The sequence below is a fragment of the Methanosalsum natronophilum genome (assembly GCF_024808815.1).
Taxonomy (GTDB): domain Archaea; phylum Halobacteriota; class Methanosarcinia; order Methanosarcinales; family Methanosarcinaceae; genus Methanosalsum; species Methanosalsum natronophilum.
In genome coordinates this window covers 26,737-40,893 of the sequence record NZ_JANUCS010000005.1, presented here as the reverse complement: position 1 = coordinate 40,893, position 14,157 = coordinate 26,737, and the positions used below count along the sequence as shown (strand labels likewise).

Annotated in this window: 15 protein-coding genes, 1 tRNA gene and 1 pseudogene; 12 read left to right on the top strand and 5 right to left on the bottom strand. The window is 36.2% G+C overall.

Annotated features, from left to right (window positions below; genetic code table 11):
* Positions 1-184 precede the first annotated feature (184 nt).
* Entirely contained in the window at positions 185-1,606 is a 1,422-nt protein-coding gene (locus J2T59_RS04000) for an ethylbenzene dehydrogenase-related protein (RefSeq protein WP_259134173.1), read from the top strand.
* A 61-nt stretch (positions 1,607-1,667) separates the two neighbouring features.
* Here the strand turns inward: J2T59_RS04000 and J2T59_RS03995 are convergent, their stop codons facing one another.
* The 3 genes from J2T59_RS03995 to J2T59_RS03985 form a co-directional block, all read right to left on the bottom strand.
* Complete coding sequence (locus J2T59_RS03995; protein WP_259134171.1) at positions 1,668-1,970, bottom strand: hypothetical protein; 303 nt, start codon at positions 1,968-1,970, stop codon at positions 1,668-1,670.
* 75 nt (positions 1,971-2,045) lie between these two features.
* Positions 2,046-2,537 carry a hypothetical protein gene (locus J2T59_RS03990; protein ID WP_259134169.1) on the bottom strand — a complete coding sequence of 164 codons (492 nt, stop codon included), beginning with the start codon at positions 2,535-2,537 and terminating at the stop codon, positions 2,046-2,048.
* Entirely contained in the window at positions 2,527-2,754 is a 228-nt protein-coding gene (locus J2T59_RS03985) for a PLDc N-terminal domain-containing protein (RefSeq protein WP_259134166.1), read from the bottom strand. Before J2T59_RS03985 ends, J2T59_RS03990 begins: the two co-directional genes overlap by 11 nt.
* Before the next feature lie 162 nt (positions 2,755-2,916).
* On the opposite strand from J2T59_RS03985, the gene J2T59_RS03980 reads away from it, so the two are divergent.
* The 3 genes and pseudogenes from J2T59_RS03980 to J2T59_RS03970 all read left to right on the top strand — a co-directional run.
* Positions 2,917-3,411, top strand: coding sequence for a PAS domain-containing protein (locus J2T59_RS03980; RefSeq protein WP_259134164.1), 495 nt, complete (start codon positions 2,917-2,919; stop codon positions 3,409-3,411).
* The gene (locus J2T59_RS03975; RefSeq protein WP_310572658.1) at positions 3,408-4,310 is read left to right on the top strand and encodes a sensor histidine kinase; all 903 of its coding nucleotides are present in this window, start codon (positions 3,408-3,410) and stop codon (positions 4,308-4,310) included. Before J2T59_RS03980 ends, J2T59_RS03975 begins: the two co-directional genes overlap by 4 nt.
* Positions 4,311-4,670: 360 nt before the next feature.
* Positions 4,671-5,015, top strand: a pseudogene (locus tag J2T59_RS03970) (IS1634 family transposase); the annotation flags it as partial.
* A gap of 269 nt (positions 5,016-5,284) precedes the next feature.
* Here the strand turns inward: J2T59_RS03970 and J2T59_RS03965 are convergent.
* On the bottom strand, positions 5,285-6,241 hold the full coding sequence (locus J2T59_RS03965; protein WP_259134162.1) for an alpha/beta hydrolase: 957 nt from the start codon (positions 6,239-6,241) through the stop codon (positions 5,285-5,287).
* A gap of 400 nt (positions 6,242-6,641) precedes the next feature.
* A tRNA-Thr gene (locus J2T59_RS03960) sits at positions 6,642-6,715 on the bottom strand.
* 76 nt (positions 6,716-6,791) lie between these two features.
* Here J2T59_RS03960 and J2T59_RS03955 point away from each other — a divergent pair.
* The 8 genes from J2T59_RS03955 to hisC all read left to right on the top strand — a co-directional run bounded on the left by J2T59_RS03955 (position 6,792) and on the right by hisC (position 14,138).
* Complete coding sequence (locus tag J2T59_RS03955; RefSeq protein ID WP_259134160.1) at positions 6,792-7,343, top strand: aldolase; 552 nt, start codon at positions 6,792-6,794, stop codon at positions 7,341-7,343.
* Between the two features lie 102 nt (positions 7,344-7,445).
* Positions 7,446-8,054, top strand: coding sequence for an archaetidylinositol phosphate synthase (gene pgsA, locus J2T59_RS03950; protein WP_259134158.1), 609 nt, complete (start codon positions 7,446-7,448; stop codon positions 8,052-8,054).
* Between the two features lie 46 nt (positions 8,055-8,100).
* Entirely contained in the window at positions 8,101-8,550 is a 450-nt protein-coding gene (locus tag J2T59_RS03945) for an archease (protein ID WP_374761073.1), read from the top strand.
* A 108-nt stretch (positions 8,551-8,658) separates the two neighbouring features.
* Positions 8,659-10,128 carry an RtcB family protein gene (locus J2T59_RS03940; protein WP_310572654.1) on the top strand — a complete coding sequence of 490 codons (1,470 nt, stop codon included), beginning with the start codon at positions 8,659-8,661 and terminating at the stop codon, positions 10,126-10,128.
* A gap of 310 nt (positions 10,129-10,438) precedes the next feature.
* Positions 10,439-10,867 (top strand): PUA domain-containing protein, encoded by a 429-nt coding sequence (locus J2T59_RS03935; RefSeq protein ID WP_374761072.1) that lies wholly within the window; start codon positions 10,439-10,441, stop codon positions 10,865-10,867.
* 73 nt (positions 10,868-10,940) lie between these two features.
* Positions 10,941-11,843, top strand: coding sequence for a polymer-forming cytoskeletal protein (locus tag J2T59_RS03930; RefSeq protein ID WP_310572653.1), 903 nt, complete (start codon positions 10,941-10,943; stop codon positions 11,841-11,843).
* A gap of 107 nt (positions 11,844-11,950) precedes the next feature.
* Positions 11,951-13,057: an acetylornithine transaminase gene (locus tag J2T59_RS03925; RefSeq protein WP_259134339.1), complete on the top strand. Its 1,107-nt coding sequence runs from the start codon at positions 11,951-11,953 to the stop codon at positions 13,055-13,057.
* A complete protein-coding gene (hisC, locus tag J2T59_RS03920; protein ID WP_374761076.1) occupies positions 13,038-14,138 on the top strand; it encodes a histidinol-phosphate transaminase in 1,101 nt (366 codons plus the stop codon). Before J2T59_RS03925 ends, hisC begins: the two co-directional genes overlap by 20 nt.
* Positions 14,139-14,157 lie beyond the last annotated feature (19 nt).

Here is a 14,157-nt window from a genome sequence, read left to right as displayed (position 1 = left end):
TTAAAGTCACTTCAGTGTATGTATATTTACAATATCACTGTGAAAAGGAATCAAGACCCAATTTGCCTCAAAACGAAACATTATATATCAGTAAAAATAAATTTTATAAGTAGGTAAAAGTAAAGTGGGCAATCCACTACTTTTTGCTATTAATTCTTGTTTTTTTAATTAGAGAGGTGAATGAATGAAACAAATTAATGCTTTATTTTTAGATAACAAGGTATGTAATTTAACTTTTAAGCTGTTGCTAGTTACTATGGTGTTGATGTTACTAACTTCATTAGCTGCAGCCGAAGTTCCTGTAGAGGAACCTACGGTTGATTTGACGATCAAGGCAGCATATGATAACGAAAATATCTATTTCTTATTCGAATTCGAGTCTGAGGATATGGCCTATCCTGGTATATTCCATGATTATTATAGATACGAAAATGGGGAATGGGTTCGTGATGGATATAGTGAAGATAGGATGACAATGTTAATGGGAGACCACCATGTAAATTCCTTTGATACACTTGGGTGTTATGTTGCATGTCATGATGATTTCAGGTTCATGCCAGATGCACCTTCATCAGATGAGGTGAGTGACCACGAATATTTTGGTGGAGTTCTTGGTGCTAGTGATATTAGAAAATATATACCAGAAAGTAGAGGTGAGGAAGTTACATGGGATAATGTAGTATCTCAGGAAGAACTTGATCAGTTACGAGAAGAAAATGTCTTTTTGGATCTGATACATTGGAGAGCACATAGAAGTAATCCAATTGGATATTCAGATTCTCAATATGTTTTGGAGTATCGCCACAGTGATACTGGTCAATCCCCATATTACACAAATTGGGACGATGAAAATGAACAACCAGCATACATGTTCAACTCTGACATAACTGGTTTTGCTGCACTTAGCTGGTCTAGCATTGAAAATAAGGAGATTGGTATAAATGATTATTATTACCTATCAGAAGATATCGCAGTTCCATTTGATCCCGAACATGAATGGGAAGATGGCGATACAATACCTCGCAGAATACTAACAGAACCAACTGAAAGTCGTGGTCAGATTACTGCTGATGGTACATGGGAAGATGGCTTATGGACAGTAGAACTTGTAAGAAAATTGGATACTGGCTATGCATTAGAAGATGTAAAATTTGAAGAAGGTGAGATCTATTACATAGCACCAGCTGTACATATTGGCGATACTTCAGGTCGTGACCATTATGTCACATGGGGCTATTCTCTTGGAATTGGAACTGAAGCTGATATTGAAGCTGTAAGTTTTACAGGTACACCTGACTGGAATGAAGTGCCAAGTACAACTATAACTCTGTTTTATCCAAGTGTGGTTAGCTATGATTTCCTTTTGGATGAAGAATCTCATACCTTGGGTGGTGCTGCATGTACTCGTGCAGGAGGTACGTCGTCACCACATTCTCCCGAGGTTATGGGGCAGTTTGGTCTTGATCTTGAAAGAAGCTTTACAGAGCCGGTAGACGTTGAACCTGAACCGGAGCCAGAACCAGAATCTATACCCGGATTTGGAGTATTATTTGCATTATTTGGTTTGGTAGCAACAACTATCTATTTGTATAAAAGATCAAAATAATATGAAGTAAAGGAAGGATAAATATATTCCTTCTTCATTCAATTTTTTCAGAGACTTAAACTCAATATCCATTGAGTGTAATAATGAATATTGATAGAAGTATTAAACATATCACTGTATACCCTAAAGCAATCACTTTTCTTTTATTCGGATCAGGTATGAGTCTTTCATACATTTTTACAATCTGTGTTTTGTGTAGGTACAAATGAATCAAAACAAGAATAACCATCACAGATCCCAAGAATAAATGGATGGTTTCATACACATGCATTACCAGCCACAGGGAAAGTCCTGAGCCAATTAACCCCATAAGAACTAGAAACATTAAAGATGCAACTATAAAATTGATAGTGGATTTTTTCATTTTTAGTACACCAAGTGAAATATGCAGTTTAATTTTATTTATTTTTTACTCAATAGGCAGAGGTTATCAAGAACTCTAAGGATTAGAAATAAAATTGTCTTGTTCATCTGGAATCCTTGCAGACATTGTTGATCTGTGTATAATATTATTGTTCATATCTTCAACTGTCATTTCAACTTGGTATTTGTGTCCTATTTCTCTTGGCTCCACTTCTATTTTTAATGGATTTAGAGGATCTAGCTCATGTTCCTGCCTTTCAACCGTTTCAATTATGTTGTGGACATTATCGGATTCTATTTCAGTTACTGTATATGTAACTATTAATGTTCTACCAATATTTGGTGTATACATGAAAGTGACATTATCAGTACCATAAACATGAGTTTCTGGAAAAATATGAATGTATGTCTCGTGATGATGTGGTTGTGGTTCGTGGGTGTAACTTAAATACCCTCCAATAGAGATTATAAGTAAGACTGCTAATATAGTAATTATTATTAGCATTATAGCAATGAATAAATTTCTTGAATTCATTTTATTGACAACCTGTTCAACTTTAGTTGCCAAGCGTTTGCTTGCGTTTAGGTCTGCGTACCAAGTAATAAACAATAGCACCTAATAAATGTGTGAATACTATTATTATGATCCAAACCACTTTCTCGTTACCTTGAGTTGTCTCATTTACAGCACAATCTATAAGCATCCATAACCAAAACAGGGTTCCAACAATGAATATCCCAAAGAATAGGAATATAAAGTTTGGTACTGCAACAAATTCACTCATGAACATAATGATTGTATAGGGATTAAGTAGTTATTATAGTTTGCTTATTAAAGAAGAACTAAATATTTGGAATTATATAACCTAAATTAACATACTTTCAGTTTAAAATATTTTCTCTATAATTTTTGAATTCATTATATAAAGTACAGCTTTAAGGATAATATGGACCCAGCTAATTTCAGTAGAACTATACTTGATAACTTTGACCTGAACATTGTACTGTTAGATAATTCTGGTAATATTTTGAACTATAACAATAAATGGATAGACTTTGCAGTTGATAACGGGAATCCTGACCTTATCAATAGTGAGATAGGTTCAAATTATCTAGAAGTAACTAAAAGGGCAATTTTTGAGGACGAAGATGATACTGCAAATTTAGCGTATAATGGCCTCTTGGATCTTATAGAAGGTAATCGTGACAGATTTGAGTTGGAGTATCCATGTCACTCCCCGGAAGAAAAAAGATGGTTTTTGATGCATGCTAGTAGATGTAAAGGTCAGGATAATATCGTGATATATCACGAAAACATAACAGAGAAAAAATTAGCACAGCTAGAATTAAGGTCAAGTAAAGAGAAGTATAGGAAACTTGCAGAATCTACTGACGCTATTTTATGGGAATATGATGTTCAGCGGATGAATGGACATATATAGCACCTCAAGTAGAAACAATTCTAGGTTATACACCAGATGAATGGTCAGGTTTGGATTTTTGGGCTGAACATATCCATCCCGACGATAGAGACTGGGCTGTGAACTATTGTAATGAATGTACAGGTAAAGGGGAAGCACATAAATTTGAGTACAGGTTCCTAAAAAAAGATGGGTCAACTGTATGGATACATGATGTAGTTAATGTAGAGATGGATAATGGCACACCATCAAAGCTACGCGGATTCATGATAGATATAACTGAAAGAAAACGATTAGAAGAACTTGAAAAGAAAAAACTACTGTTTAAAGAAGTACATCACCGTGTAAAGAACAATCTGCAAGTTATTATGAGCTTACTTAATATGCAGGCTAGGAAATTTGAAGATGAAGATGTAAAGAATTCATTCAGAGAGAGTCAAGCACGTGTTAAAGCAATGTTACTAGCCCATAAAAAATTATATGAATCTCATCATCTCGGTAGTATTGAAATGTCTGATTATATTAGTGCTCTTGTTAAAGATATTATCGATGCATATAAGGCACAGGATATGAAGATCAATCTTGACCTGGATATTGACGAGATTGAACTTAGCATGGACGAAACTGTTCCATTATCACTGATTTTAAATGAACTAGTTACAAATTCATTAAAACATGCATTTCCTAACAGATCGGAAGGCTCGATTTCAATAATTTTTAAAGATTGTGGAACTAATTATAAATTAACTGTCAGTGATGACGGTATAGGAATGTCTCAAGAAAAATTTGATTCTAATAATACTGATTCTTTAGGATTAAACTTAGTAGACATGTTAGTTTTACAATTAAACGGAAATTTGCAAATAAATGGGTCTCAAGGCACTGTTTATACGATTGAGTTCGAGAAAGAGTATGTATAAATTGCAATATTGATATGATTGAGGAGGCTTATAGGATTTCTATCATATTATTTTTTAAGCAAAAACAGACATGATATTTTCTAATATCAGGCACAATCAATGAAACCTAAGTTTGCCAGTCATAAATAATAAAAGTGTTCTTGGCTTTGTATTATTCGATAAAAATGCACCAAAAACTAAGAACAAACACAATTAAGCCAAATGAAAATATATCATTTCCTATTGGAACCATTTTAGCAGTTGATTACTTCTATGAATCACTTGATTTTTCTACTGTTTTTGGAAAGCATGAGAAGAATGGAATAGATAGCAACAAGTATAATTTCAGTATAAACAAAGCTCATAAGTGGATTAAGCAAGAATTTGATAGCAAAAGATGCTCTTCAAATCGAGCGCAAAAAAGATCCCGTGGAAAAAATCATTCATTCGCTCAAGAAAGAGATGGAAATAAAACCATTACGAGTATGGTCGGATGCTAGCATCTATGGAGCTATTATCATTGGGTTCATAGCACAGTTATTTATCTCGTTGATGCGGTTTGAGTTCAAAGAACTCAAATCTACATCAACAAAATTCATAAAAAAAAGCTTATTGAATTTGACAGTTACCGTAGATTTTGCTAAAAAGAAGGTAAAAAAGTTCATTTATTCTAATTTTGATGCAATAAATACACTAATATTGAGTCCAAAGTGGCTAAAATCATAGTAAAATCAACAAAATTAGCTGAACTGGCAAACTCATTTTCCGACAAAAATTAGTAATATTTAATCAAAAATAGTTTAAACTGGCAAACTTAGGATTAAACGATTATTGAGAAGTGAATAGTTAATCTGAATTAGCTACTGATATTTCATGCTAACTAAAAACTAAATTATCAAAAACTATACTCAGTTTTAAATCTATGTAGGAACTAAAGATAGATGAATGAAACGAGTAGCTATTTAGCTTTGGACTGATTGGCGTTGTATCTCATTTCATGTCTTAATCAATGTCCTGACTTTTTCTGGTATAAGATCGGGTTCATCAAGGTGAATGTAATGGCCAGCATCTAAAATGAAATATTCACCTCCAGTAGCATTTACATAAGAAGTTATGGTTTTTTCCCAATAAATATTTTCATTTTCACTGGAAATAAATGCATGGAATGGTATTTCAGGTATTCCTTGCTCTTTAACTATATGAGAATTAACTGGTAGCATAGCTCCTTCTTCCCTCATATTCTCCGTATGGACACGTCGATAAAATATCGTTTTAGCGACTTTGGCATCATATTCTGTCAAATGACCTTTTTTCATAGCAGGAAAATTTTCACTAAAAACATCTGGTTGTTCTCTCATGAGGCCTGTACGTGCTAGTATAGTTATGATATATGAAAATGAGGGTTTTTCTTTTGTTTGTTGATAATAACCTGGAACTAAAGGATCTAATCCTATAATGGTCTCAACCTCTTCAGGGTAAAGTGTAGCCCAATATAATGCTTCCAAACCAGCAATAGAATGTGGAACTAAAATGTATGGTGGCTCTTCTTCAGAAAGTATCAGTGACTTACGGGTTTCTTCCAGTATAGTATCAATATCCCTTGGTGTAGAAGTGATATCACTCCAACCGTACCCAGCACGTTCTACTACTATGATTCTATTATCTTGTGCTAAATTTTTGTAAAGGACCTTAAAATCATATAATGGGGAACTAGTTCCAAGTCCTGACATGAAAACAAGTGTTTTGTTTCCTTCACCTTGTGCATAAACATGCACCTTATTTCCATCATTATTTACATCAACTAGATTTCCTGGAGCAGGATAGTTTTCTTTTTCCTTATCCATTAAATATTGATGGTTCAGGTAACTACTCCCAACTATAATTGAGACACTTAGAATTAACAGAACTATTGCTGCAATAACAATTAGTTTAAGTTTCTTTTTGTATCTCATAATAATCTACTCGTTCATTACCTGAAAAACTCTCTAATATGTAAATTGGATCTTTATTTCAGTGTCTATCCAAATATTCTGTTATATATAATAAACAAAATTACTATTATAAATAGTAAAGCAAGTGAATAGGAAATATAATCTGCAAAAGTTTCTAACGAATTCCTCATAAAGTACCCTTCTTTAGTGACGATATCGTTTCAGATAAAATATATTGGTTTTGTTCTTAATTATGGTCAATATGTGGCTATAAATAAATTATAGACAATTGCTATAAAGTATTTTACAAGACTAACTTTTAAAATTTTGATCAGAACAGTATAAAGTGAACCAGGATTTGATAAATTCTTTTAATATCAGAACTAGTTTCATTTACCTTATTTTTTTTTTAAAAAAAAAAAGCCTCGAGCGTGATTTGAACACGCGACCTAGTGATTACAAATCACTCGCTCTGCCAGACTGAGCCATCGAGGCACAATTTAGTAACCACACCTTAGATATCATAATAGCAAATAAATTTTATGGATGAAAATACATTATTTAGTCTATTATGTGGGAACAAATCTCAAAGTTTGGAAATAAGTTGGTTAATGAAGGTTTAGTAGAATCTCATTTTGGTAATATAAGTGTAAGATCAAATGAAAGTATTTTCATTACAGCAAAAGGCTGTGCACTTGACGAAATTAAAGAAGATAATGTTATTGAGGTAGGACTGAACTCTATTTGCGAGAACGATGAGATCGCATCATCCGAAACCATTGTACACAGATTAATTTACCAAAATTCTAACTGTAAAGCAATAATTCATGCACATTGCCCATTTTCAGTTGTAGAATCATTGTTAGTTGAAGAAAACAACATTTCACCTCTTGACAGTGAAGGCAAACTGTTCCTAAAATCCATCCCACTCATCTCAGGTCAAATTGGTTCTATTGAACTTGCAAAAAATGCATCTAATGCATTAATGGATCATAATGCAGCTATTGTGCGTGGTCATGGTACGTTTGCAACGGGCGCTGATCTCAGGGAAGCGTACATAATCACCACTCAAATAGAACATTCATGCCGCATTAAATATTGGTATGACCTGGCAAAGAAATAATGTTAAGTAATTAGCATGTCATAATAAATAATATTAGTTAAAACTATACATCACTTAGAACACTAAAGTTAGCTATTGGAACTTTCATGAGTATATGATATCATGACCTTCAACGATCTTAGACCAGTTTTTACAAAGTTTATTGAACCTTTTGCAAAGACAGTTGCAGAATGGGGGATATCACCAAACCTTATATCCGGAATATCACTTATTTTTGCAGTACTTGCAGGTATAACTTTCTATTACTCTCTAGCAGATCCGCGTCTGATGTTACTTGGTGGTATTTTTGTTGCTTTGAATTCGTTCCTTGATGCACTTGACGGATCGATTGCAAGATATATGAACAAAGAAGGACCAAAAGGAGATTTTCTTGACCATGTCATTGACAGGTATGCTGACGCGTTTATAATATTGGGGATAGTGGCAGGAGGTTTTATTTCATGGGCACTCGGTACTATAGCAATAATTGGTGTTCTTATAACTAGTTATTTAGGTACTCAGGCACAGGCGTTGGGTCTTGGCAGGTTCTATGGAGGTATAATGGGCCGTGCTGACAGGTTAGTACTTATAATGGCGGCATCGATTGTGTATTACCTATATCCATACAATGTCTGGGGACTTACGGCACCTGGCTGGTCTATTCTGTTGATAGCTATAGGAAGTCATATAACTGCACTTCAACGCATCCATCATATTTGGAATAACCTTTGACTTTGATGGATAAGCTTAATGTATCAAAAAAAGTATGTGCTAAATTATGGTATCTGATACTATTCCAACAAAGTTCGAGTTCTTAGAACATACAGCTGACGCTAAATTCAAGGCTTATGGTACCACTCTTGAAGAAGCATTCGAGAATGTTGCCATGGCTACAATGAATGTTATGATAGATACCACTCCAATAAAAGGCCTTATCACAAAACATGTAGAGTTAGAATCATCGAGTTTAGATGATCTAGTTGTAGATTGGTTATCAGAGATATTGTTCCTATTCGAAGTAGAAGAGATTGTGTTTGGAAATTTTAAAGTAGAGTCAGTATCACAACAGGAAGATAATAAATATAAGATCGTAGGTGAAGTTGCAGGTGAACCCATCGACCCATCGACTCACAAGTTCAATACGCACGCAAAAGCAGTTACTTATAATGGCCTTCAAGTAACAAAAGAAAATTCATACTGGGTCCTTCAAGTTACTATAGATACATGATATTATCTTATATTGTCTTGCCTTATCTTATCTAATAGACCATATCATTTTCTAGAACTCAATTATTGAGAAAAATCTTATCATCAAAGGATAACAGGGGTGTTCAAAATGGAGCAGGAGAATAACAACAATGATATTTTCGATATTGTCAAAAAGATTGACGATAATACGTGGGAGGTACCTAAGGAATATAAACCGTTCATGAGGGTACCAGGCAAAATATTTGTTTCTGAGAATATGCTGAGGTCAATGGAAAGAGAGACTATTGACCAGGTAGCTAATGTTTCAGCCTTACCTGGCATTCAAAAACACTCATTAGCAATGCCGGATGCCCATCTGGGATATGGATTTCCTATCGGCGGCGTAGCTGCATTTGATAGTGAGGAAGGTGTCATTAGTCCCGGTGGTGTAGGGTTTGACATAAACTGTGGTGTTAGATTAATACGTACAAATCTTCATGTTGATGAAGTTAGGCCAGTTATCAGTGAACTTATCAAGAACATATTCCAGGAGATACCATCAGGGCTCGGGTCCAAGAGTAGAATAAGAGTAAATGATAATGAACTGGATAACGTATTCTTACAAGGTGCTCGTTGGGCAGTTGAACAGGGATACGGTGTTGAATCTGATGTGGAACACTGTGAAGGTAATGGTATGATCGAAGGTGCCGATCCTTCCCAGGTCAGCTCAAAAGCCCGGAAGAGAGGTAAACCTCAACTGGGTACTCTAGGTAGTGGAAATCATTTTCTTGAAATACAGTATATAGATAATGTTTATGATGAAAAGGCAGCACAAGCCTACGGTCTCGAGGAAGGCCAGGTCACGTTCATGGTCCACTGCGGGTCACGTGGTGCCGGTCATCAAATATGCACTGACCATCTTCGTACATTATCCCAATCAGTGAACAAATACGGCATTCAATTACCGGATAAACAGTTAGCATGCGCTCCCACAACATCACCTGAAGCCCAGAATTACTTTAAAGCAATGGCATGTGCAGCAAACTATGCGTGGGCTAACAGACAGATAATAATGCATTGGACTCGTGAAGTGTTTGCTAAAACATTTAAAACCGATATTGACAGTTTAGAGATGGATCTAGTATATGACGTTGCTCATAATATAGCCAAACTAGAAGAACACATAGTTGACGGTACTAAGAAAAAACTGTACGTTCATAGAAAAGGTGCAACTAGAGCATTCCCACCAGGTCATAGTGAAGTACCCCAACAATATCGTGCCATTGGTCAACCCGTACTCTTACCAGGAAGTATGGGTACACCTTCATTTGTTCTTCATGGTACACAACAAGGAATGGATACAACCTTTGGAAGTGCATGCCATGGATCAGGTCGGGCAATGAGCCGTAAAAAGGCTAAAGGTGCATATAAAGGTGAAGATGTTAAAAGAAACCTTGCAGCCATGGGTATCCATGTTGAAGCCATGAATCCTGCTGTTATTGCAGAGGAAGCACCTGAAGTATATAAAAAGAGCAGTGATGTAGTAAATGTAGTCCATGACTCTGGGATAGCACAAAAAGTGGTCCGCATGGTTCCTATGGGTGTAGCTAAAGGTTAACTTAACTTATCTTTTTTATCTTCAGCTATTATTTTATGAGAATAAACGAGGAAACGGTGTAGATCTGAGGGGATGAACGGTTTGTTAGATGATTACAGTCACTTTGAAAAAAGTATTCATTTCAACAAACACTCGTACCCGTTTCCTCTATAAACTATTATAGATTATCATGGTATTTAAGGTGTTTGGCTAATTTAAGCAAAAATTGGAATAATCTAAAGCTTAGGTCTAACCGATAAAGTTTTAATCAGAATGTTTAATCTACTACCTAGTTATGCAAACAGATAAAAATCTAAAAAAGGTCAGAATCATGGCAGATTATCAATTCGGGAAAGGAAGCGGTACTGCCTTGTTCGATGACGATGTTTCGTTCCAGTACTCCAAAACAAAAAGAGTACGACAAATAGTGCATAACGGTGACCGTATTGCTACTGTGAGAGCTAAGGACGGAATATTCACTCTGAGTATAAAAGGCGCTACACGTCTGCACTCTCATCTCCCATGGCCTAACATGAGAGTAGTGATCCATCCAGAGGCAAAGCCCTTCGTTTCTACTGGAAAAACGGCATTTGCTAAACATGTGATTGATATTGATCCACAGTTGAGAGTGGGTGAAGAGGTATTAGTTGTTGATAGTGAAGATAATCTTCTTGCAACTGGTCAGCTCATGATGAACCCTAATGAGATTCTTGGGATTGATAGAGGACCTGCTGTAGATGTTAGGCTAGGAATAAAATAGATATTATATATGATGTTTATACATAATTGTACCATAACTTGATTTATTGCATAGTTTTATTATATACCTCTAATTGGAGTGTGAGCACATTACTGACCATGATGATCTCTTAAAGACCTTTATTATACCTGACAATACTTCAATGGAAGAACATACCATTGTGGTAGATGGCGATGTGATCATTGGGAACCATTCGGATATACGTTATGGTCTAATAGCTAACACCGCAATACTTGGTGAACGTGTTAATGTCTCAGGTAATTTGATCACTACCTCAGATGTCAGGATAGATATGTGGTCTCGCATTGGAGGTAATGTGAAGACGCATTCGGATGCATATATAGGTGAATTTGTTACCATTGACGGTAAACTCGTGGTCAAAGGTGACCTGGATATTGGAAATGATGTAAAGATCAATGGCGGGTTCGAGGCTAAAGGGTGGATAGTTATCCGTAACCCCATACCAGTGATAGCATATCTTTTCATGTATCTTAGTGAAATGTTAAGATTGGGTAAAGATGAAGAGGTCGAGAAAGCCTTAGAAGAACTTTTCGAGGAAGACATCGATACAGTCGATGAAACTAATGCAATGATCGTACCGAACGGTTCTAAGATATCAATGGATGCGATCCGTGTTCCTTCCGGTGCAATCATTGGCGATAAATGTCGATTAGTAGGGAATATCCGTGCTACTTCGATCGATGTAGGTACAGAGAATACACTCTATGGAAGTATAAGGACACTTGGAGATGCTGTTATTGGTGAGAATAACATCATCCATGGTAATATCGTATCACGTGGCGATGTCTATGTAGCCCAGGGTACACATGTATTGGGTGAGATCAATGCGAGATACATAAAGATACACGAACATGCACGCGTTGATGGTGTACTTCGATCCCAAAAAGGTACCATATTCGAACGTGAAAATGAAGATGTTTTAAGTGATAGCGAATTAAAGGATCTTGAAGTTTGATCCTTTTTTTATGGGAAGGTGTTTTTTTGCATTTCAATGAACCATTTAGTTATGATTATGAGAACCTTAATTTTGAAACTGTTACAAGTATAGATTCCAGTTATGTTATGCCTACATATACAAGACAACCAATTGCTCTTGTAAAAGGTGAAGGTGCTAAAGTTTATGATATTGAGGGTATGGAATATATTGACTGTGTTGCAGGTATAGCTGTGAATAATGTGGGACACTGTCACCCTAAGGTCGTTTCAGCGATTAAATCCCAGGTAGAATCACTTATCCATGTATCCAACCTCTATTACAACATCCCACAATTAAAACTTGCAGAAAAACTGGTATCACTCACGGGTATGTCGAAAGCCTTTTTCTGTAATTCTGGTGCTGAAGCCGTGGAAGCAGCTATGAAACTTGCACGGGTGAGTACAGGTAAACATAATTTCATTGCTGCCAGTGGTGCATTTCATGGTAGAACGTTTGGATCTCTGAGCCTAACTCATAAGAACATGTTCAGGAAACCTTTTGAACCCTTGGTTGAAGCTACAACTTTTGTACCTTATGATGACATTGATTCTATATCAGAAAACATCAATGAAAACACGGCTGCAGTCATACTCGAACCCATACAGGGCGAAGCTGGTGTAATAATACCATCCCCAGACTATTTGAGCAATGTTAGAAAAATATGTGATGAAACTAATACCCTTTTGATCTTCGATGAAGTGCAAACTGGGTTTGGAAGAACCGGTAAATGGTTCTGTAAAGACCATAGTTCAGTAATACCAGATATCATGACCATGGCAAAAGCCATAGGTGGCGGGTTCCCAATGGGTGCAATTGTTGCTAGGGACGGTATTTCATTTAGTAAAAGTGAACATGCATCTACCTTCGGCGGTTCGCCTTTAGCTTGTGCGGCATCCCTTGCCACGATCGAAGCTATTGAAGAAGAGAATATGATTGAACGAACCAGTGAACTCGGCACTTACTTCAAACAAAAATTGGAGGGTATGAACCGTTCTGATATAGTTGATGTACGTGGTAGTGGTCTAATGATCGCACTTGAACTCAGCTCAAACTGTGCTGATATTGTGGGTTATGCAAGAGAACATGGACTGCTACTCAACAACACATCTGAATCTGTGTTAAGATTAGTACCCCCGTTAGTTATAACTAAAGACCAGATCGATACTGTGGTGAATATACTTGAACAAGCATGATAATATTCTTAAACGAGGTATAACTGATATCAAATCCTATGTTCCTGGAAGATCTATTGATGAGATTGCACTTGATAGAGGTCTGGACCCTTCAACTATAATCAAACTTGGATCTAACGAGAACCCGTTAGGACCGTCCAAAAAAGCAGTTGAGGCAGTCATGTCGCAATTGGGGGATATGTACATTTACCCATCAGCTGACGCTATTGAACTCGTAACTGCACTTTCTTCTTATACTGGTATTGATACTGATTCCATTGTTGCATCAGGCCCGGGGATGGACGGATTAATTGATGGTCTGTTACGACTTGTCCTTGAACCCGGCGATAATGTTATTATCACTACACCTACATTTTCATATTATGAAATAGCATCACGAGCAAATGGCGCAATACCTATATTTGTTAAAAGGGATTCTAACTTCAATATTGATATTAATGAAATACGATCATCTATCTCAGATAAAACCAAATTCATCTTCTTATGCTCACCAAACAATCCTTCAGGTAATACCATACCAGAAGATGACATTAAGATAATATTAGAATCAACTGAAAGTTTAGTTTTTGTAGACGAAGCTTATATTGAATTTGCTGACCGTGACGTTTCACATCTATTAAAAGACTATGACAATCTTGTTATTGGGCGAACGTTCTCTAAAGCCTTTGGTCTTGCTGGGCTTAGGATTGGATATGGTTTAATGCCTCCATGGCTCAAGTCGGAATATATGAAAGTATCAACACCGTTTAATGTAAGCTCTGTTGCTATTGCTGGGGGTATAGCTGCACTAAATGACAAGTCTCATTTGAACCGCAGCCAGGAAATGGTTCAAACTGGCAGAAAGTTCTTACAACACGAATTACCGTTCAAGGTCTATGACTCCCAGGCCAATTTCGTGTTAGTTGACGTGTATCCATATACAGCCTCAGAGGTCTCAGAACATTTATTGAATCACGGTATTATTGTGAGGGACTGTACTTCGTTCAGGGACGCAGGTGATTCTCTGATCAGAGTCACTGTAGGTACAAATGAACAAAATAAGAAACTTGTTACCACATTCAGATCATTCTTAGGTAACTAAAAAAAGTAAAAGGTTCTTT